Origin of the sequence: Corynebacterium tuberculostearicum, assembly GCF_013408445.1 — a bacterium.
Classification (GTDB): Bacteria; Actinomycetota; Actinomycetes; order Mycobacteriales; family Mycobacteriaceae; genus Corynebacterium; species Corynebacterium tuberculostearicum.
In genome coordinates this window covers 2,034,096-2,054,500 of the sequence record NZ_JACBZL010000001.1, presented here as the reverse complement: position 1 = coordinate 2,054,500, position 20,405 = coordinate 2,034,096, and the positions used below count along the sequence as shown (strand labels likewise).

General features: G+C 61.8%; 18 protein-coding genes and 1 pseudogene. 9 read left to right on the top strand and 10 right to left on the bottom strand.

All coding sequences use genetic code 11. From position 1 onward, the window contains the following. Position 1 precedes the first annotated feature (1 nt). Positions 2-478, top strand: a complete 477-nt coding sequence (locus BJ985_RS09635) for an S-ribosylhomocysteine lyase (protein WP_086588932.1) — start codon at positions 2-4, stop codon at positions 476-478. 136 nt (positions 479-614) lie between these two features. On the opposite strand, the gene BJ985_RS09630 is transcribed toward BJ985_RS09635, so the two are convergent. Further along, a complete protein-coding gene (locus BJ985_RS09630) occupies positions 615-1,721 on the bottom strand; it encodes a UDP-N-acetylmuramate dehydrogenase (RefSeq protein WP_179387321.1) in 1,107 nt (368 codons plus the stop codon). 24 nt (positions 1,722-1,745) lie between these two features. Between BJ985_RS09630 and BJ985_RS09625 the strand changes: the two genes are divergently transcribed. From BJ985_RS09625 to BJ985_RS09615, 3 genes are all read left to right on the top strand, one after another. Then, the gene (locus tag BJ985_RS09625) at positions 1,746-2,237 is read left to right on the top strand and encodes a DUF2505 domain-containing protein (RefSeq protein WP_179387320.1); all 492 of its coding nucleotides are present in this window, start codon (positions 1,746-1,748) and stop codon (positions 2,235-2,237) included. A 20-nt stretch (positions 2,238-2,257) separates the two neighbouring features. After that, positions 2,258-3,070, top strand: a complete 813-nt coding sequence (locus BJ985_RS09620; RefSeq protein ID WP_179387319.1) for a class I SAM-dependent methyltransferase — start codon at positions 2,258-2,260, stop codon at positions 3,068-3,070. Between the two features lie 64 nt (positions 3,071-3,134). Beyond that, complete coding sequence (locus BJ985_RS09615; RefSeq protein ID WP_179387318.1) at positions 3,135-3,983, top strand: LmeA family phospholipid-binding protein; 849 nt, start codon at positions 3,135-3,137, stop codon at positions 3,981-3,983. On the opposite strand, the gene BJ985_RS09610 is transcribed toward BJ985_RS09615, so the two are convergent. The 8 genes and pseudogenes from BJ985_RS09610 to BJ985_RS09575 form a co-directional block, all read right to left on the bottom strand. Further along, positions 3,980-4,489: a beta/alpha barrel domain-containing protein gene (locus BJ985_RS09610; RefSeq protein WP_005323060.1), complete on the bottom strand. Its 510-nt coding sequence runs from the start codon at positions 4,487-4,489 to the stop codon at positions 3,980-3,982. The genes BJ985_RS09615 and BJ985_RS09610 overlap by 4 nt on opposite strands. Continuing rightward, positions 4,489-4,779 carry a DUF2516 family protein gene (locus BJ985_RS09605; RefSeq protein ID WP_005323061.1) on the bottom strand — a complete coding sequence of 97 codons (291 nt, stop codon included), beginning with the start codon at positions 4,777-4,779 and terminating at the stop codon, positions 4,489-4,491. Before BJ985_RS09605 ends, BJ985_RS09610 begins: the two co-directional genes overlap by 1 nt. Before the next feature lie 5 nt (positions 4,780-4,784). Further along, positions 4,785-5,222 (bottom strand): CGLAU_01105 family protein, encoded by a 438-nt coding sequence (locus tag BJ985_RS09600; protein ID WP_179387317.1) that lies wholly within the window; start codon positions 5,220-5,222, stop codon positions 4,785-4,787. A 19-nt stretch (positions 5,223-5,241) separates the two neighbouring features. After that, positions 5,242-6,576 carry a DUF445 domain-containing protein gene (locus BJ985_RS09595; protein ID WP_179387316.1) on the bottom strand — a complete coding sequence of 445 codons (1,335 nt, stop codon included), beginning with the start codon at positions 6,574-6,576 and terminating at the stop codon, positions 5,242-5,244. Between the two features lie 251 nt (positions 6,577-6,827). After that, positions 6,828-7,202 (bottom strand): hypothetical protein, encoded by a 375-nt coding sequence (locus tag BJ985_RS09590; RefSeq protein WP_179387315.1) that lies wholly within the window; start codon positions 7,200-7,202, stop codon positions 6,828-6,830. A 56-nt stretch (positions 7,203-7,258) separates the two neighbouring features. Then, positions 7,259-8,008 carry a succinate dehydrogenase/fumarate reductase iron-sulfur subunit gene (locus BJ985_RS09585; RefSeq protein ID WP_005323073.1) on the bottom strand — a complete coding sequence of 250 codons (750 nt, stop codon included), beginning with the start codon at positions 8,006-8,008 and terminating at the stop codon, positions 7,259-7,261. Beyond that, a pseudogene (locus BJ985_RS09580) lies at positions 8,008-10,024 on the bottom strand (fumarate reductase/succinate dehydrogenase flavoprotein subunit). The gene BJ985_RS09585 and the pseudogene BJ985_RS09580 overlap by 1 nt, the downstream one beginning before the upstream one ends. Positions 10,025-10,039: 15 nt before the next feature. Continuing rightward, positions 10,040-10,795 carry a succinate dehydrogenase cytochrome b subunit gene (locus BJ985_RS09575; RefSeq protein ID WP_179387314.1) on the bottom strand — a complete coding sequence of 252 codons (756 nt, stop codon included), beginning with the start codon at positions 10,793-10,795 and terminating at the stop codon, positions 10,040-10,042. Between the two features lie 369 nt (positions 10,796-11,164). Between BJ985_RS09575 and ramB the strand changes: the two genes are divergently transcribed. Then, positions 11,165-12,574, top strand: a complete 1,410-nt coding sequence (ramB, locus tag BJ985_RS09570; protein ID WP_179387313.1) for an acetate metabolism transcriptional regulator RamB — start codon at positions 11,165-11,167, stop codon at positions 12,572-12,574. A gap of 331 nt (positions 12,575-12,905) precedes the next feature. On the opposite strand, the gene lpdA is transcribed toward ramB, so the two are convergent. Beyond that, on the bottom strand, positions 12,906-14,318 hold the full coding sequence (gene lpdA / locus BJ985_RS09565; protein WP_005327177.1) for a dihydrolipoyl dehydrogenase: 1,413 nt from the start codon (positions 14,316-14,318) through the stop codon (positions 12,906-12,908). Between the two features lie 533 nt (positions 14,319-14,851). Here lpdA and BJ985_RS09560 point away from each other — a divergent pair. The 4 genes from BJ985_RS09560 (at position 14,852) to BJ985_RS09545 (ending at position 20,367) form a co-directional block, all read left to right on the top strand. Further along, complete coding sequence (locus BJ985_RS09560; protein WP_179387312.1) at positions 14,852-16,246, top strand: alpha/beta hydrolase; 1,395 nt, start codon at positions 14,852-14,854, stop codon at positions 16,244-16,246. 50 nt (positions 16,247-16,296) lie between these two features. Then, on the top strand, positions 16,297-17,376 hold the full coding sequence (locus tag BJ985_RS09555) for an alpha/beta hydrolase (RefSeq protein ID WP_179387311.1): 1,080 nt from the start codon (positions 16,297-16,299) through the stop codon (positions 17,374-17,376). Positions 17,377-17,421: 45 nt separating this feature from the next. Beyond that, the gene (locus BJ985_RS09550) at positions 17,422-18,747 is read left to right on the top strand and encodes a M1 family metallopeptidase (protein ID WP_179387310.1); all 1,326 of its coding nucleotides are present in this window, start codon (positions 17,422-17,424) and stop codon (positions 18,745-18,747) included. 141 nt (positions 18,748-18,888) lie between these two features. Then, positions 18,889-20,367, top strand: coding sequence for an HNH endonuclease signature motif containing protein (locus BJ985_RS09545; RefSeq protein ID WP_179387309.1), 1,479 nt, complete (start codon positions 18,889-18,891; stop codon positions 20,365-20,367). Positions 20,368-20,405 lie beyond the last annotated feature (38 nt).

The following is a 20,405-nucleotide window of genomic DNA, read 5'->3' as shown; positions in this document are numbered from 1 at the left end:
CATGACTGACCAGAATGAAAAGAAGCTCAACGTTAAGTCCTTCGAACTCGACCACCGCCTAGTCAGCGCGCCATATATCCGCGTGGCCGACCGCACGGATTTGGGCGGCGGCGTCGAAATCATCAAGTACGACCTGCGTTTCTGCCAGCCTAACCAGGATCACCTGGACACCAAGGCGCTGCATTCGGTGGAGCACATGATGGCAAACTTCATGCGCAATTACACCGATAAGCTCATCGGTTTCGCCCCGATGGGCTGCCGCACCGGCTTCTACGCCATCACCAACGGCATGGAGCAGGACGAGCTGCTGCGCGCGGTGGAAGGCGCGCTCAACGATATTCTTAACGCTACCGAGGTACCGGCCGCCAATGAAGAGCAGTGTGGTTGGGGTGCGCACCACAGCTTGGAGGGCGCGCAGGAGGCGGCCCGCGCATTCCTGGGCGCTAAGGATGAGTGGCTCCAGGTCATGGCAGCCTAAGCGAGTCGCCGGCGCGCTAGACGCCGAACTGAAAAAGCAGCCACGATAGACTCGAAAACCGCGTGGTTAAGGGCGCTATCGTGGCTGCTTTGTAGGTTTTAGGCCCCGAGACTCGGAGCGAAAGCACGGTCGCGCGCTACTCGTCGAGGGAAAGGCCGATCCACACGGGTTCGGGCACGAGTTCCACGCCGAAGGTTTCGTGGACGCCGTCACGGATGGTGCGGGCGAGGCCCACGATATCGGCGGCTGTGGCCTCGCCGCGGTTGGTCAGCGCCAGCGTGTGCTTCGTCGAGAGGGTGGCCCGGCCGGAGCCCGGATAGCCCTTGGCAAACCCGGCGCGGTCAATGAGCCAGGCGGCGGACAGCTTTTCCCGGCCGGTCTCGGCAGAGGGGTGGCGGGGCATGGAGTCTGCGGTGGCGTCGCCAAGCGAGGCTCGGACTTTGGCCTGGACGGCGTCGGCAAGAGCGGAATCCACCACCGGATTGGTAAAGAAGGAGCCGGCGGACCAGGTGTCATGGTCGGTGGGGTCGAGCACCATGCCCTTGCCGTGGCGGAGCTTCAAAACCTCCTCGCGAACCTCGGCCACGGGGCGGCGCTCGCCCGGGTTCTGGGTGAGCTGGCCAAAGCGCAGCGGGCGGGAAAGGCCCTCGTTATCGAGCTGCAGCTCCACCTCCAGCACCACGGCGCGGCCGGTGAATTTTAGGTTGGAATAGCGATAGGCCAGCTCTAGGTCGGAGGCGGGGACCCACTCATCGGTATCGGTGCGGCGGTTATAAAGGCGCACGCGGGTAAGGACCTCGGAGATCTCCGCGCCATAGGCACCCACATTCTGCACGGGGACCGCGCCCACGGTGCCGGGGATGCCGGAAAGGCACTCGATGCCGCCCAGGCCGAGCTGCACGGAGCGGGCCACTACGTCATCCCAGACGGCGCCGGCTTGCGCGCGCACCACGCCGGTTTCGGTGTCCATGGAGACCTCGTCGAAGTCGAGGACGACCGCGACGAGATCCACGGCGCCATCGGCCACCAAGAGGTTGGAGCCGCCGCCAACGACGATGAATTTCACTTCGGCGTGATCAAGGGCACGCACCACGGCAACGGCGGCCTCCGGCTGCGAGCAGCGCAGTGCGGCCTGCGGTTTTCCGCCTACACGCAGCGTAGTCAGGTCCGCGAAGGTGGCGGCGGGGTCCAGTTCCACGCCGTCGATCGCTGTGAGCTGTTGCGTCAAAGATTTATCAAGCACGCCTACCAAGGTAGTCTGTTAGGCATGTCAACCCGTAGTGAAAACACCGTAACCATCAATCAGCCCATCGAAAAGGTTCACAAGGCGCTGCTCACCAAGGAATACTGGGAGTACATCGTGGCCAACCTCTCCCCTGAGGCGGGCCAGGTGCACGACTTCAGCGATAACGTAGCCACCCTCTTCGAGGTTCTGCCGACCACCCTGCTGCCAGAGGCAGTGCGCGCCATGGTCTCCCAGGACCTGAAGGTCAAGCGCGTGGTTACCGTGGGCGAGCTCAATGGTGAGGCTGCTGACGTTAACTACACCGCGGATGTCAAGGGCACCCCGGTTGATTTCAAGGGCGATATCTCCCTGGCTGGCGAGGGCGAAATGACCAAGCTGTCCTACGTCAACGAGATTTCCGTCAATATCCCGATGATGGGCGCCGCCATCGAGCCGAAGGTGGGCGAGTCCCTGGGCGAGCTCTTCGATAACGAGGGCAAGCTGACCGAACAGTGGATCTCTGAGAACGCCTAAGTTCTTAAGACCCAATATCTATGGCCGACCACGCACATAATCTGCGCGCCAGCGCAGCTGCGGGTCGGCCTTTTGGCGTTATTACCCGCGGCACCACCAATCACAACCGGCTGCGGCGCTGCGATAGGTGGATGCTCGCGCACCCGGAGATTTCCGCGCTGCTGCGGCATGTGGATACGCCGCTGGCGCTTGACGTGGGCTACGGGGCCTCGCATGCCACCACCGTCGAGTGGGCAGGGTGGCTGCGCCGGGCGAATCCGCGGGTAGACGTGCGCGGATTAGAAATCCACCCGGACCGGGTGCTGCCGCCGCGCGATGGCGTGCGCTTCGAGCTGGGCGGTTTTGAGCTGGCCGGCTACCGGCCGCAGCTGGTGCGCGCGTTTAATGTGCTGCGCCAGTATGACGTGGACCAGGTGGAAGAGGCCTGGCAGACGGTGTGTTCCCGCCTCGCCCCGGGCGGCTTCTTTGTGGAGGGCACCTGCGATGAGCTCGGCCGGCGCGCGGCCTGGTTGCTGCTGGATGCCCATGGTCCGCGGACGCTCACCCTGGCGTGGGACCCGTTCGATGTGGCGCGCCCCTCCGATATTGCCGAGCGCCTGCCCAAAATCCTCATCCACCGCAACGTGCCCGGCGAGCCCATCCATGAGCTGCTTCAGGCCGCCGACGAAGCTTGGGACCGCGCTGCCGGCTGGGCGCCTTACGGCCCTCGTGTGCGCTGGCGTAGGGCACGCGCCATGCTTGCCGACGCCCCCTTTAACATCCACCCCGTCCGCCGGCGCCTGCGCGATAATGTGCTCACCGTGGACTGGGAATCGGTGGCGCCGCAAGGTTAAAAATGTCCTGCTAACTTCACCGCAGACTTTGCCCCGCGCCGTCTCATGCGCCACACTGGTACGCATGGCTTCGAAGAAATCGGCGGGCTCACTCGCCTGGAAAATCATCATTGGCATCCTCGTAGCACTCCTCGTGCTCATCTTGCTGGCCGAGTTCGGCCTGCGCTGGTTCATCGGCCACCAGATGACCTCGCAGTTCAACGAGGCCGCTGAGCAAGAGGGCATCCAGGTCAAAGAAGACCCCTCCGTCAGCTTCGGCGGCAGCCCGCTCCTGTTGGGGCTGTTACAGGGTTCCATTTCCCAGATGGATATGACCACGCCGTCCACCCTGCAAATCGACGGCACTGAGATCAAGGGCCAGCCTGCCTCCGAGATCCACGTGGAAGATATGAGCACCGACCAGGACAATCCGGTGGCCGGTAAGCTGCGCGCTTCTACCACCGTGCCGGATGACTACCTGCTGGCCTCCTTCCAGAAGGGCATTTCTGAGCAGGCCGGCAGCGACAAGGTAGGCAATATGGTGGTCACGGAGATTACCGCCAATGAGCAGGACCATGTGCTGGACGTGAAGTTCGCCGGCGGCCTGGCCAACCTGTCGCTGGAGCCCACCGCCCACGATGGAAAGCTCGATATCCGCGCCACCGAGGCCGCCATCTTCGGCCTTGAGCTGCCGGAGCAGGCTACCGAAGCCATCTCCTCCGCGCTGCAAAACGGCATGTCGGATCAGTTCGTGGGCTCGGACATGAACGTCGATTCCGTAGAGGTGCTCGATGGCGAACTCAAGCTCACCATTACCGGCACCGATGTTCCGATGAACGACATGGATAAACTGGCCGGTGGCGAGGGCGCCACCGGCAATGGTGGGGCCAACAATGGCGCGCCGCAGCAAGACGCGCAGACGGAAGCCGCCTAAACCAAAGCAGCGGGAAACTCGAGGACCGGAAGCGTGGCAGCGGCCAACGCCGGTCCTTTTTTCATGCCTTCTTCACCGGCACCGGATTCCGCGCGGTCCGCGCCTGCGGCCGCGGAGCTGCGCACAATGAGGCGCTGGTAGCCGGCTTGGTGGGCGGCGTTGAGGGCGGCGTCGGCAAGCGGGGCGTCTGGGACGATGAGGCCTAAGCGGGCCGGATCCGGGCAGGCCTCGCGGATGGCGATGAGCTCGGAGAGCACGGCATTGGCATCCGTCACGGTCTCATCAAGGCTGACCCACACCTCGCTGGCGCCCGACTGGATGGCCAAGCGCGCCTCAGAGGCCTTGATGAGCGTGTGGTGGCGGCCGGTGGGATAGCCGGCGACGGAGATGATATCGGCCGCGCCGGCCCCCGCGGCAATGGAAACATGGTGCGGGGAGACCACGACGGTGTTATCGGCGGCGCGGTCCTTGACCGTCGCGGCCGGGGCAGCAAGCAGGTTAAGCATTAGTAGCTGTAATCGCCGTTGATGATGGCCTTGAGCTGCGGGCGCACATCAAACCAGTACACGCCGGTAATGACCGTGCCGATCCAGGACAGGAATGGCATGCCGGTGGCCATCGCTACCGCCGAGCCCGCCAGCAGGCCAACCCACACCCACTTGCCCTGACGGTCGCCGGCGCGGAAGGCATCCTCGCGCGTAATAGCAGCGAGCACCGCACCGACGATGGCGGTCAGGGTGAGGATTCGGAAGATGTAGCTGTCTAGATTCCAGGCAAGTTCATAAAGGAAATACATGCAGATTAATTCTGTGGGTCGTCGGTGTCGATTACTTCGCCATCGATAATATTATCGCCCTGCGAAGGAGCCGAATTCTGGCCGGGGCGCGCGCCATTCTTCTTTTCCGCGCGGCGGGCCTGGGCGGAATTATAGGCGTCCATGACGCCCCCACGGGTCTCTTGATAGGCGGTGGAGAACTTGCCCTTAGCGTCAGCGAACGACGCGGACTCGCGGGTGCCGTCCGCGGCCTTCTTCAAGGAAGCACCAAATTCCTTCGCGGTGGCGGTGGCCTTGTCCACCAAGCCATCCTTGCCGGTGGCGCCGTAGGGGCTGTGTGCCTGCGCGCCTTGAGCGTGCTGGGTGCGCTCTTCTTGCAGGCGCCCACCGAAGTCCTTGGCTACCTCAAAAGCAGCGCTGCCGGCATCCTTCAGGGAATCGAAAATCTTCTTATTATCGCTCATTGCTCATTACTCCTTGTGTTTAAGCACCAAAGATCAGGTGGTTAATCGCGAATATCACCAATCCTGCCAGGGAACCGACGATAGTGCCGTTCAAACGAATAAACTGCAGGTCCTTGCCCACCATGAGCTCGATATTGTGGGAGGCTTCCTCCGCATCCCAGCGCTTGATGGTCTCCGGGATAATCGCGATAATTTCCGGGGCGAATTTCTCCACCGCGTAGCGCGCGGCCTTATCCACGAGGGCATTGGCCTGGGCTAAGAATTCGGAGTCCTCGAGCAGGCGGTGCGCGAGCTCCTTTACCTTCGCCGTAATCTTCTGGCGCAGGAAGGACTCTGGGTCATTGAGCTGGTCAATGAGCGTGGTGGATACCGTGCGCCACATGGCCGCCGGTGCCTGCTGGGCTTGGTCGGAGGCGAGCATCTCTTGCTTGATGCCCTCAATGCGCCCACGCATGTCCTCATCCCACTGCAGGTCTGAGGCCAGCTTGGACAGGTTGCGGCGAATGGCCAGGCGGGCCTCGTGGTTGCCGTTGCGGCGCACCTCATCGGCGAATTCCACGAGCTCGGTATAGACCTTCTCCCCCACCATCTCGCGGGCAAAGCGCGGCGCCCACCCCGGCATGCGCTCATCGATGGCTGTGACCACGGTGGGCTCCATACTCAAAATTTTGCCGTGTGCCCACTCAATGAGGTCATCTTCCAGTGGACGTGCCTTGCCGTCTGCAATATAGCCCTCCAGCAACCTACCCAGCGGCGGGCCCCACTCTGGTTCGGCCAGGCGGTCCATGACTTGGGTGCGGATGAATTGCTCTGCTTCTTCGGGGTCGAGATCCTCCACCACGCTGGCGGCACGCTCGCCAATCCACGCGGAGACCTCCTCCGCCTTGCCGGGCTCCACGCCCTGGCGTGCCAGCCATAGCGGCAGCTCCGCCTCCCGCACCTTGGCGCTAAGCGCATCCGCGGTAAGGAAGTTCTCCTCCACAAAGTCACTTAAGGCATCGCCCACGCGGTCCTTATTATTCGGAATCAGCGCCGTATGCGGGATGGGCAGCCCCAACGGCCGGCGAAATAGCGCGGTCACCGCAAACCAGTCCGCCAGACCGCCCACCATGCCGGCCTCCGCCGCTGCGCGCACGTAGCCCACCCAGACGGGAGCCCCGCTTTCCGACGCCTGCCACCACGAACACCCCAAAAAGATCACCGCCGCACCAATCAGGAACGACAGCGCAATCGCTTTCCAACGGCGCAGATCCGCCCGCCGCGCCTCCTGGTTGCCAGCCTGCGGCACGGAAGCAGCACCCGACGATGCCGATGCCGTAGCCCTTTCGAGGCCTTCGTCCGCGCGGTGCGTCATGAGTTCTCCTTGAGGTTGTGAAAGTGTATTTCAGCTTCGTTCTATAACACTAGTGCCCACCTCGGACACGCCCGGTGGTTGCCGTCATTCCAGCGACTTGTTGAATCGCTACCACCTGCTAGCGGCAGAGTCGTTTAGATGGTGAGAGATCACGCAACCCCCGCCTCCTGCACGGTGAACATGCTAATGGAGGCGGGGGTTGCGTCGAGTCAGTACAGAAACTTAGGCAATGCCTAGATTAGGCAGCTGCCTTAGTTAGCTCGGCCGGTTTCCTTGCGGTACTTGCGGTAGTAGCGGCGGCCGTAGTGGACGGTGCCGAATGCGGCGATAGCCACAGCCACCAGAGCGATAATGCCGATGATGATGGTCAGGGAGTAGTTGCCCTCACCGGCAGTGCCCAGCGGGGTATCCCACACGCCAAGGCCCCAGATGAGGATGCCGGCGGCTGGGAGGCAAGACAGGATCAGACCCATGCCCACCCAGGTGGAGGTGCGCAGAAGGGAAGAGTGAGGAGCACCGAAGGATACTGGATCGTAGCCCTCAATGTAGGTGTCCTGAATCTTGCCGGAGAACTCCGGGTAGGTCTCGCTGGCGTAGTCAGCGACTGCGTGGGTGTTATCGCTCATGGCGGAGTCTTTCTGTCTTTCTCTCGTTCCTAGTATTCCTACGGAATAACCTTAGCTTAGTCGTCCTTGCCACGGAAAGCAGCACGTGCACGTTCGCGGGTAACCGCAGAAACTGCAGTCAGCGGAACGCCAGCCGGGCAGACATCGGCACACTCACCGTAGAGGGAGCAGTGGCCAAAGTTGGCTTCCAGGTCGTCGACCATGTTGCGAGCACGGCGGCCACGCTCTTCCTTGCCCAGTGGCATCAGGGAAAGGTGCACCAGCTTCGCGCCGGTAAACAGGTGAGCCGCACCGTTCGGGCAGGCAGCAACGCAGGCACCGCAGCCAATGCAGGCAGCGTGGTCCAGCGAGTACTCGGCGGTCTCGTGGTTGAGGTGCATGGTATCCGCATCCGGAGCGGTACCAGCATCCATGGAGACGTAGCCGCCCTGCTCCATGACGTGATCCAGTGCCGCGCGGTCTACGACCATGTCCTTGATGACGGGGTAGGCAGCGGAACGGAATGGCTCCAGCTTGACGGTCTGGCCATCGGTGAAGTTGAACAGGCGCTGCTGGCAGGCAGGGGTGTTCTGGCCAGGGCCGTGCGGGCGACCATTGACGGTCAAACCACAGGTACCGCAGATGCCCTCACGGCAGTCAGAAGCGAAGGCGAAGGGCTCTTCGCCGCGCTCAATGTAGCCCTCGTTAACGTGGTCCAGCAGCTCCAGGATGGACATCTGCTCAGAGGCGTCATCCACCTGGACGGTCTCGAAATGGCCTTCTTGGGTCGGTCCGGCTTGACGCCAGATCTCAAGTGTCAGTTTCATTACTTGTAGTTCCTTGTCATCAGCGGGATCGAATCAAAGTACAGCGGCTCGGCGTGGCGGATGAACTCGTTCTTATTTGCGCCCGGCTCCCATGCGGAAACGAAGCACCAGTTCTCATCATCGCGTTCTGCCTCGCCGTCCTCGGTGAGGTGGTCCTCGCGGAAGTGAGCGCCACAGGACTCATCGCGGTCCAGAGCGTCAACACACATGAGCTCACCCAAGTCCAGGTAGTCGGCAACGCGCAGGCCGTACTCCAGCACCTGGTTCATGTCATTGGCCTCGCCCGGGATGCGGACATTAGCCCAGAAGTCCTCGCGCAGCTCGCGGATCTTGGTGATGGCGGCCTTGAGGTCTTCCACGTTACGGGACACACCGCAGCCGTGGTAGAGGATATCGCCCAGCTGGCGGTGGTAGTAGGACGGACCGTGCGGGTTCTCACCGCGCACGCCCATGAGGCGGTCGATGCGCTCCTGGGACTGCGCCAGGGTTGCCTGTGCCTCTGGGGAATCTTCGGCCAGCTTCTCCTCGTTGAGGTGGTCAGCCAAGTAGTTCGGAATGGTAAACGGCAGGGTGAACCAGCCATCGACGGAAGCCGAAAGCAGGGAGTTAGCACCCAGGCGGTTAGCACCGTGGTAGGTCCAGGAGCACTCACCGGCGGCAAAGAGGCCGTCGATGGAGGTCATCTCGTTGAAGTCCGTCCACAGGCCACCCATGGTGAAGTGGCAGGTCGGGGCGATGCGCATCGGAGTCTCATAAGCAGACTCGCCGATGGCCTCTTCGTACATCTCAATGAGGTTGGAGTAGCGCTCGCGGATCTTGTCCTTGCCCAGGCGCTCGATGGCGTCGCGGAAGTCCAGGTACACCGAGTTGTGCAGCGGGCCAACGCCCAGGCCGGCGTTGATCTGCTGGGAGATGGCACGGGAAGCAACGTCGCGCGGAACCAGGTTGCCGAATGCCGGGTAGCGGCGTTCCAAGAAGTAGTCGCGCTCTTCTTCCGGAATGGTATTCGGGTCGCGGTCGTCGCCCTCCTTCTTCGGGGACCAAATGCGGCCGTCGTTACGCAGGGACTCCGACATCAGGATGGTCTTGGACTGCCAATCGGAGTTGACCGGCAGGCCCGTCGGGTGGAACTGCACGAAGGCCGGGGAAGCCAGGTAAGCACCGCTGTCGTACGCACGCATCATGGCGCTGGCATTGGAGTTCTTTGCCAGGGTGGACATGTGGTAGACGTTGCCGTAGCCGCCGGTACCCAGCACAACTGCGTGGCCGGTGAAGGCCTTGAGCTCACCGGTAATCAGGTTGCGGGTAACGATGCCGCCGGCACGCTTCTTACCGTTGTCGTTGTAGACGATGATGTCCTGCAGGTCGTTGTGAGCGAAGAGCTCCACGTTGCCCAGGCCGATCTGGCGGTACAGCGCCGAAGTGGTGGACAGCTGCAGCTGCTGACCTGTTTGGCCACGGGTGTAGTAGGTACGGGAGACCTGCACGCCACCGAAGGAACGGGTAGCCAGGGTGCCGCCGTACTCGCGAGCGAATGGGGCGCCGATGGCGTTCATGTGGTCGATGACGCGGACGGACTCGTTTGCCAGGCGCCAGCAGTCGGACTCGCGGCAGCGGTAGTCGCCGCCCTTCACGGTGTCCTTGGTGTGGCGGTAGGCGGAGTCATTGTCCACCTTCTTGGCACGGGAGGCGTTGACGTCCACCCTGCGCGGCAATGGAGTGCGCGCGGCGCGGGGAATCGTGGTAGGTGAATACCTTTACCTTGTAGCCCAGCTCGCCCAGTGCGGCCGCAGCGGAACCAGCGGACAGGCCGGTACCAACCACGAGAACCTCAAACTTGCGGCGGTTCAGCGGGGAGACCAGCTGCATGTGGTCCTTTTGGTGGGACCACATATCCTTCATCGGCACGCCGTGCGGCTCGTGGGATTCCAGGATGTTGCCGGCAGATACGCCCGGAACGATGGACTGTGGGTGCGAGAACTTAGGGTGCTCGCGCTTGAGTTCAGTATTAGTCATGGGTTTCTAACTCCTTTAGCTGACCAAGCCCAGGGCAACGGACAAAGGCATAACGATGTTGCCGATGCAGACAACGGCCGGGATGACGTACGCCAAGATCAGGAAGGTCTGACGCCACTTCGCACCGGTGATACCCAGGTCAGAGGCGGCAAGGCGAATGCCGTGGGTGAGGTGCAGGAACAGGAAGCACATGGCGATCACGTACACGATGGTGACCGGCCAGCGGCTGAAGGTTGCAATCATGTTGGCCTTCACCGCGCCCTCTGCAAAGTCACCTGGAGCGATGGGCTGTACGCCCATGGTCAGGTCCAGCAGGTGGAAGATGATAAACAGCAGCAGAACCAGGCCGGAGACCAGCATGGTCTTGGTGGCGAAGGAATCCAGGCCACCCATGAGGTTGCTGCGGCTGAACTTGCCGCGGGATGCCTTGGAGCGGGCAGTCAAAGCGATCGCGCCATAGATGTGGGCGATGATGGCAACCAGCAGGACAGCGCGAATGATCCACAATGCACCCTCATGCGGGAACAACGGCTCGCCCATGGAGCGCAGGAATGCACCGTATTCATCTAGTGCTTCTTCGCCGCCGTGCGCCGGCAAGTACAACTTCAGGTTGCCGGCCATGTGGCCAACAACGAAGAGGGCGAAGAGCAGGCCGGTGACGGCCATGATGAGCTTCAGAACCCAGGAGGGCACTCCCGGCTTCTGGCGGATTGGTTCGTTAGTAATGTGGCCGTGAGTTACTGCCTCACGGTCCGGATTTCTTAAAGTCATGACACCTCCATTGTCGCCCTCACTTTAACTGGGCTTAACCGCTGGTTACTAGTCAATTCCTGCAGCGTTTCGCCTAACGGTACGGCGGTACGGTTAAAGTCAGAATTCTTTTAGGTAAGGGTTGCCTTAGAAGCCTTGGGGCAAAACGTCACTACCTTGGCTGCTCGGAATTCCGCAATATTGACGTTGCGTAATTCTCTCCGCAGTTGTGAACTTGGTCACCCGGTGTTACTAGAGTGACCAGCTTACCCCTTTATGTGTCAAACTTTCGCATGAAACCCACATGCAGCCCACAGGCGGGTGAACATTCTTCACAAGATCTTTGCAATTAGGGTGCACACCCGCAGGCCAGCCAGTAACCTTGCCGGCATGAGTAAGACGTATGTGGGATCCCGCCTTCGCCAGCTTCGCCGTGAGCGCGATCTCAGTCAGGCTTCCCTTGCTGCGACGCTGGGGCTCTCCGCCAGCTACGTCAATCAGATCGAGCACGACGTCCGGCCACTCACCGTCCCGGTGCTCCTGCGCATCACCGAGGTCTTCGGCGTCGACGCCACCTTCTTCTCCCGCGACGATGACTCCCGCCTTCTTGCCGAGATCCAGGACGTCATCCAAGACAAGGAGCTCTGCCCCTCCCCCGTCGAGCTGCAGGAGCTCTCCGAGCTGGTCTATAACCACCCCACCGTGGCTCGCACGCTGGTCGATGTCCACCGCCGCTACCGCAATGTGCGCGATAAGCTCTCGCTGGCCACCGATGCCCGCCGCACCACCGAGGCCACCCAGGCCCTATCCATGCCGCACGACGAGGTGCGCGACTTCTTCTACGCCCGCCAGAACTACCTGGACAACCTAGACCACCATGCAGAGCAGCTTGCCGACGCCCTCTCGGTCACCCACTTCGGCATTCGCGACACCGAACACGCCCTGGCCCAGCGCCTGCGCGATCGCCACAACGTAGATATCCACATCACTTCCCAGATGGATGGCACGTTGCATAGCTTTGACCGCGAGACCGGCGAGTTCCGGCTCGCGTCGCGCCTGAGCGAAGGCCAGCGCGCCTTCCGCATGGCCGCGGAGCTGGGCTTCCTCGAGGCCGGGGACGATATCGCTTCCCTAGTGGAGGAAGAGCCGTTTACCTCGGATGCTTCTCGCAACCTCGCGCAGCGCGGCTTGGCCAGCTACTTCGCCGCCGCCACCGTAATGCCCTATGCGCTGATGCATTCCGAAGCCGAGCGCTCCGGCTACGACGTGGAATACCTCTGCCAGGTCTTCGGCGTGGGCTATGAATCCGTGGCCTCTCGCCTGTCCACCCTGCAGCGCGATAACCTCCGCGGCATTCCTTTTACTTTTGTCCGCGTCGACCGCGCAGGCAATATGTCCAAGCGCCAATCCGCCACCGGCGTGCACTTTTCCAATAATGGCGGCACCTGCCCGCTGTGGAATGTCTACGAGACCTTCACCCAGCCCGGCATTATCTCCCGCCAGTTGGCGCAAATGCCCGATGGACGCAACTACCTGTGGATTTCGCGCGCCGTCCAGCACCACCAGGGGCGTTTTGGCGATACCGATAAGCTCTTCGCCATCGGCCTAGGCTGCGAGGCCCGCCACGCCGACCGCACCGTCTACGCCGAAGGCCTCGATCTCACCGATCTCTCCTCGGCCACCCCCATCGGCTCCGGCTGCCGCACGTGCCCGCGCGAAAACTGCGCGCAGCGCGCCTTTCCACCCATCAACGAGGTCATCAACGTCGATGCCCACCGCTCCGCCGTTGCACCCTACTAGCGCCTTAGGCACCAATCGACCTACTCGAAAGCTACTCGAAAACTACTCGAAAGAGCTCGTTTCGAGTAAAAATCGTCCTGAACTGGCGCTTTAGTAGTACTTGAAAGCTACTCGAAAGCTACTCGAAAATTTTTCGAGTAGCAGTGAGGGTTGCGCGCGTTATGTGTACATATAGCAACGGCACCGCGGTGCCCTGACCCCTGCCCAGTGCGGGCGGGGGAGGATCAGCGGTGCCGATACTGTTGCCGTTGTGGTGCGCCTAGGCCCTAGCCTCCCACCGCGCTACTGAGGCGGTGGTGGGAGAAAGGCCGACGTCGGCAAGCAGCCCTGCTTAGAGGTTAATCATGTGGCCGCCGATGCCCTCGGCAGCTTCCTTCATGGCCTCAGAAAGGGTCGGGTGAGTGTGAACGTTGCGGCCGATCTCCTCAGCGGTGAGGTCGAAGCGCTGTGCCAGGGTCAGCTCCGGCAGCAGCTCGGAAACGTTGGAGCCCACCATGTGGCCGCCGATGAGCTCGCCGTACTCGCCGTCCGCAATGAGCTTGACAAAGCCCGCGGTCTCATTGAGGCCAGCAGCCTTGCCGTTAGCGGAGAACGGGAAGGTAGCGACCTTAATGTCGCGGTCAGCGAACTTCTCCTTGGCAGCCTCTTCGGTGTAGCCGAAGGAAGCGACCTGCGGGTTGCAGAAGGTAGCGCGCGGCATGTTCATGTAGTCGCCCAAAAGCTGGGTCTCCACGCCGGCGATGGTCTCTGCGGCGACAACGCCCTGGGCCTCAGCAACGTGGGCGAGCTGCAGCTTCGCGGTAACGTCACCGATGGCATAGATGTGGTCCACGTTGGTGCGCATAGTGTCATCGATGGCGATGGCGCCGCGCTCGGTGAGCTCAACGCCGGTGTTCTCCAGGCCGAAGCCCTCGGTGCGTGGGGCGAAGCCGATGGAGATCATGGCACGGTCCACGGTGAGGGTGTCCTGCTTGGAGCCGTCCTTAGACTCGACCTCAACGGTGACATTGTCGCCGTTGTCCTTGACGGAGGTGGTCTTGTAGCCGGTCAGCAGCTTAACGCCAAGCTTCTTGTACTCCTTGGCAATGGCCTTGGAGACGTCCTTGTCCTCGTTCGGCAGGACGCGGTCCATGAACTCCACGATGGTGACGTCCACGCCGTAGTTGGACAGAACATAAGCAAATTCCATGCCGATGGCGCCGGCGCCGACGATGACCATGGACTTCGGGGCCTCATCGTTGAGGATCTGCTCCTCGTAGGAGACGATGTTGCCGCCGAGCTCTACGCCCGGCAGGGACTTGACCACGGAGCCGGTAGCGATGATGCAGTCATCGAAGGTGACGGTCTTACCCTTGTCATCACCATCGGTGATTTCGATGGTCTTATCGTCCTTGAAGGAGCCAAGGCCGTTGATCTCGGTGATCTTGTTCTTCTTCATCAGGTAATGGACACCCTTGACGATGCCCGCGGAAACCTTGCGGGAACGCTTGTGGGCAACACCGAAGTCGAAGGAGACATCGCCGGAAATACCGAAGTCCTTGGCCTCATGGTTGAAGGTGTGGGCAACCTCAGCGTTCTTCAGCAGCGCCTTGGAAGGGATGCAGCCTACGTTGAGGCAGACACCGCCCCAGTACTGCTTCTCGATTACGGCAACTTTCTTACCAAGCTGAGCTGCACGGATGGCGGCCACGTAGCCGCCAGGGCCCGCGCCGAGTACTACTACGTCATAATGTTCATTAGTCACGCCCTTTAGGATACGTAACTTTCCCCTCCATGTCGCGCATTGGGTCACACTCTTGTGCCCGAGTACCCCACGCTTCGGGGGTAAAACGCACAAAGGCCCTGCACGGTGGCGTCGGCAAGCGCGCGACGCCCCCACGCAGGGCTATGGACTCGGCGTTTTAGAACAGGCCGAGAGCCAGTGCAGCGGTGGAGGACATGGAGGAACCGGTGTGCAGGAACTGGCCCAGAACTTCGTTGATGGACACGAGGATGGAATCGAAAACGTTCATTATGCTTCTTTCTGTGTTTTTACTTACCTAGAGCGAGGGATGGGCCCGCGGTTGGGGACCGCATTATTCACACGTTTAGTACTAGCGGAGATTGTAGCGCCACCGTTACATACGCGCTGCGTTCAGAATTATGACACACAAACCACATGCGTCACAGGTTTTGCTACATTAAAAGGGCTATTAAGGCATAGAGTCTTGCTAACACTCCCGCTATGCGGAACGATACCTACTGAGAAGATTCTCTTAACTCGAGGAAGCTAAAAATATGCATACTTTGCGCTCTATCGGCTCCAGCGTCGCAGGCATCGCCATCGCGGCAGGAGTCCTCTCCACCCCTATCGCCTCCGCCGTCGAGCCGGCCGAGATCCAGGGTGACGCCACCCCGTCCACCATCCGCGAGGTAAACCTCACCGACTCAGCGGATGCGGAAAACATCAACTACGCCATCACCACCGAAGGTGAAAACCGCGTGGTGGATATTGCCGAGCTGAAATCTAAGGACAAGTGGAAGGGCTACGCCTTCGGCCACAAGAGCGGCCAGGGCAAGCACTACGGCAACCACGTTAAGGCCCTGACCGCCACCTCCGCCGCCATGGGCGGCCGCGAGGTTCCGCTTGCGGTCATCACCCCGGACGGCAATTTTGATAAGAAGCGCCCCACCCTGTACCTGCTCAACGGCGCCGGCGGCGCCGAGCAGGGCATGGACTGGCTGACCGCCACCACCAACCACGACATCGACCCTGAGGCCGAAGGCGTACAGGACATGGTGGACTTCTACACGTCCAAGGACGTCAACGTGGTCATCCCGCAGGCCGGTGCCTTCTCCTATTACACCGACTGGGTATCTTCCCCGAATAGCGGCTACCTCAAGGGCCCGCAGAAGTGGGAAACCTTCCTCACTAAGGAGCTGCCAGGCGCTCTAGAAGATCATATCGGTGGCAATGGCAAGCGCGCGATTGCCGGCATGTCCATGTCCGCGACCTCCTCCCTGCTGTTGGCGGAACACAACCCGGGCTTCTATAACGCCGTGGGCTCCTTCTCCGGTTGTGCGGCTACCTCTCGCCCACTGCCGCGCCTGTACACCCAGCTGACCGTGAACCGCGGCGGGGGCTCGGCCGATCAGATGTGGGGTGCCATGGGCAGCGAGTACAACGTGTACAACGATGCTCTGGTGAACGCTAACCCGAAGAACCTGGGCCAATCCGAGACCTACGTCTCCGTGAATAGTGGTTTGGGCGGCGCCAATGACTGGGGCGCTAAGGGCTCGTCCACGCTCATCGTCGAGGGCGGCGTCATTGAGGCCGCCATGAGCTCCTGCACCCACGACCTCAAGGCCAAGATGGATTCCCAGGATATGAAGGCGGACTGGAACTTCCGCAATACCGGCACCCACTCCTGGCCGGGCTGGCGCAATGATCTCTTCACCTCCTGGGCAACCTTCGAGCGCGGCTTTGCCAAGGACGCTGCAGAAGCACCGGCCAAGCCGGAGGTAAAGCCCAACGAGCTTTCCATCGATGCGCCGCAGGCCGAGGAAGATGCGCAGGTTAAGGACGCCCCGAGCGCCGCTGACCAGTCCCCGGACAAGGACTTTGTCGAGGGCAAGGGCGCAGAGGGTGCAGAGGCTGCTGGAGCCGCAGAGGCTGCCGGCGTCGCGGAATAAGTAGCGCAGAAGTATAATCAGCGAGTTCATAACTACAGGAAAGAAGCACTATGAAGCGTCTTAGCTCCATCCTGGCCGCCACCGCCGTGTGTGCAGGCTTGGCTTGCGCCCCGCTAGCGGGCGCCGCACAGCTCACCCCGCAGCAGGTAGCGGGCAACGCCGCCCAGTCCACCCTGGCCCCACTGGAGGTCACCCCAGAGCTGGAGCAGCTGACCTGGTACCAGAAGTACAAGGACGATCCGCGCGTCGAAAAGCTGCAGGCCACCTCCCCTGCCATGAACGACCGCAAGATTCCGCTGGCCGTCATTCGCGCGAAGGATGAGAACCGCCCGACCATCTATCTGCTCAACGGTGCAGGCGGCGCGGAGCAGGACATGGACTGGCTGAAGCTTTCTGACGCCGTCGATTTCTACCACTCCAAGAACGTCAACGTGGTCATCCCACAGGCCGGTGCTTTCTCCTACTACACCGACTGGGTATCCGAGCCGAACTCCAAGTACCTCAAGGGCCCGCAGAAGTGGGAAACCTTCCTTAGCAAGGAACTGCCGGGCGCCATCGAGGGCCACATCAAGGCCGATAACCACCGCGCTATTGCGGGCATGTCCATGTCCGCAACCTCCTCCCTGCTGCTGGCGGAGCACAACCAGGGCTTCTATGACGCCGTTGGTTCCTACGCCGGCTGCGCAGCCACCGCTTACCCGGTAGAGCACAAGGCCGTTGAGCTTACCGTCAACCGCGGTGGCGCTACCGCGGAGCAGATGTGGGGACCGTTCGGCTCTCCTACCAACCGCTATAACGACGCGATGATGAACCACGAAAAGCTGCGTGGCACGGAGCTGTACATCTCTTCTGGTTCTGGGTTGGCAGGCAAGGAGGATACCTTCTCCTATCACGTGGGCAAGGGAAATAACCCTGCTATCGCTGCTGTGGGCTCCGCTCAGCTGCAGGTCGAAGGTGGCGCCATCGAGGCTGGTGTGAACTACTGCACCCACAACTTCAAGGCCAAGCTGGACCAGGCTGGCATCCCGGCAACCTATAATTTCCGCAATACCGGCACCCACTCCTGGCCGCACTGGATTGCGGACCTCAAGGATTCTTGGCCGGTCTTCGAGCGCGCTTTCAATAAATAAGCTCGTTTCTTTCCACGGCTGAAAGGGCGGTAGGCTTGCAGCATTATGAAGTTGCTTCCTACCGCCCTTTCGCGTGCCCACACTGATCCTTATACCGGCGTGGATTTTAATCTCGGTTTCGAGGTTTCCCACTACACGCTGGATCTGACCTACCGCGTGGAGCCCAACCTGCTCCACGGCGAGGCTACTTTGGCTATCCGGGCCGATGAGAATTTGGCGTCCCTAACCCTGGATCTGGGCGGGGCGATGGTGGCCCGGCGCGTGACCGCACAGGGCGCGCCGCGGGTGGCTAAATTCCGCCAATCCTCCGGGAAGCTGCGCCTGCGGTTTGCAGAGGAGATTGCGGCCGGTACGGAGTTTGAGCTGGTGATTCGCTATGGCGGCAGCCCGCGGCCGATCCGCACCACCTGGGGCGAGATCGGCTGGGAAGAAACCGAGTCCGGTTCGCTGGTGGCCAGCCAGCCCAATGGCGCGCCGAGCTGGTTCCCCTGCGACGATACGCCTTCTGCCAAGGCACTCTATGACATCATCATTACGGCCGATGATCCTTTCATCGTGATATCTAATGGTGACCTTGTCTCCCGCCGGGCGGGCGGTTCCACCACGCGCTGGCACTACCGCACCCGCCAGCCCATGGCCACCTATCTGGCGACGGTGCAGGTAGGAGAGTTCTCTAATTTTGATTTGGGACCTTCCACGCGCGCTTGGGCGCCGGCCGCACTGCGCGATCGCGTGCTGAATGAGTTTGCCCAGCAGCAGGAAATGGTGGACTTCTTCTCCTCCCTCTATGGCCCCTACCCATTTGCGGATTATCAGGTGGTCATCACGGAAGATGAGCTGGAAATCCCGCTGGAGGCGCAGGGCCTGTCCATCTTTGGCTCCAACCATATTAAGGGTGACCACGCCTTCGAGCGCCTTATTGCGCACGAGCTTTCCCACCAGTGGTTTGGCAATTCCGTGGGCCTGGGCGAGTGGAAGGATATCTGGCTCAACGAGGGCTTTGCCTGCTACAGCGAGTGGCTATGGGGCGAGCACAAGGGCGAGACCACCGCGCGCGAGGCGGCACGTTCCCACTACAACGTCCTGGGACGCAAGGCGCAGAACCTCACCGTTTCTGATCCGGGTGCGCGCGATATGTTCGATGACCGCGTATATAAGCGCGGCGCCTTGGCTGTACATGCCATTCACCGCCTGCTTGGCGACGCCTTCTTTAGCACCCTCCGCAGCTACCTCACCGAGCACCAACACTCGGTAGTAGAGCCTTCCATGCTGCTGGATGACTTCCGCGCCGCCGCTCCTGACGCCGCGCTTTTCGACGCCACCGTAGACGCCTGGCTTAACCAGAAGGCCCTTCCTCCCTTCCCGAATTAGTGGTTTTGGCCCCGCTTTGCGGGGTTTTGACTGCGTTTGTTTGGGGAATGTCTAATCTATTGACCAATCCCTTCTTTCCTGTTGACGGGGTGTTTTATCTGGGTAAGATAGAACATGTAAACGAAAAGGAAGGGAGGGATCATGCATACCACCAAGCACGCGGAGATAGACTCCGCCATCGCACAGGTTGCCACTGGGCTGACCCAGCTGCGCAGCCTCATGCAGGATCCTTCCGATCTGTCCTTCGAGCTTCTTCATTCGCATTTCGAACACTTGGAGCGGGCGCTAGGCAATAAGTCCACCATCGACGCCGCCTTCGCTTTCATCGCGGAGCGGGATGACGCCGGCCGCCGCGTTGGTTCTTCCAAGGCCAAGGACTACCTGACCACGCGTCTAGGCCTTACCGATGCCGAGGCCGCCGCCCGCCTCCGCAATGGACGCAACCTCTTCGCACCCATCCCCGATCCGGATCCGGCTCCCCCTGCGGACCCCGATGCTGACGATGCCGCACGCGCCCGAGCCGAAGAGGAATCCCGCCGCCGCGCCGACCGCGAGCACCGCGAGGAGGAGAAGCGCCGCAAGAAGCTCTTTGAGGAAGAGCCTATCCCCGAGCGCATCCTCAACCTCATCGAAAACGAGCTGCGCAGCCTCAGCAAGTACGCCATCCCCGGCCCGAGCGAACTGCGCAATCAGGCTCTCGAGCAGGCCAAGCGTCGTTCCTTCGATTCCCTGCGCGAGTGGCTGCGCAAGGCCATCCGCAAAGCGAATAAGCACGCTCTCAACCCTGCCGGCGAGCCCGATCCGCACGCCGCTACCCGCAAACGCCGCTTTAGCATCTCCCGCCAAGATGCTGACGGCGGCGTGCACATCTCCGGCTACCTCGATGCCTCCGCAGCGGCCATCCTCGCCAGCGCCTTCGCGCCCGCAAAGAATAAGGGCAGCGCGGACCTCAGTCCCGAGGACGATACCCGTACCTATGCCCAACGCATGGCGGACCAATTGACCGCTGCGCTATCGAGCTATCTTTCCGCCACCCAAAAGAACTCCGACGGTCTCGGCTCCTTCTTCGTCGCCACTACCTTGGAAGAGCTGGAAGCGATGGGCGGGGATACCCGTTTCGCCACCAGCACCGGCATCGAGCTCACCCCGCTCGACCTCCTCCGCCTCGGCGGCGCGCGGCACGATTTCTTCTGTGCCGTGGATGACAAGGGCTTTCCCCTCGAGCTTGGCCGCACCAAGCGCACCGCGTCCCTCTGGCAGAAGCTCGCTCTCGCAGCCTCCGAACTCGTCTGCACGCACCCAGAATGCAACCGCCCGTGGCAGGACTGCGACGTCCACCACCTCCAGGCCTGGTCTCACGGTGGCGCCACCGACCTCAAAAACCTCACTCTGTTGTGCCGCCGGCACCACGTGGACAATAACGATTACCGCGATGGCCGCAACGGAATGGGACACGCCGAACGAGACCCCGACACGGGCCGGGTAGGCTACCGAGCCGCCCACACCAACGGCTTATCGCCCACCGTGGAGGTCAACGACCACCCCGCGGCGGAACAAGCCCCCGCCCGCAGGCTCACCGATCCGCCTTCGCCACCGCCGTCGCCCCCGGGCGCGGCCTGACCGGGGCCCGCGGCCTGCCACAGCCGCGCGCCCGACTG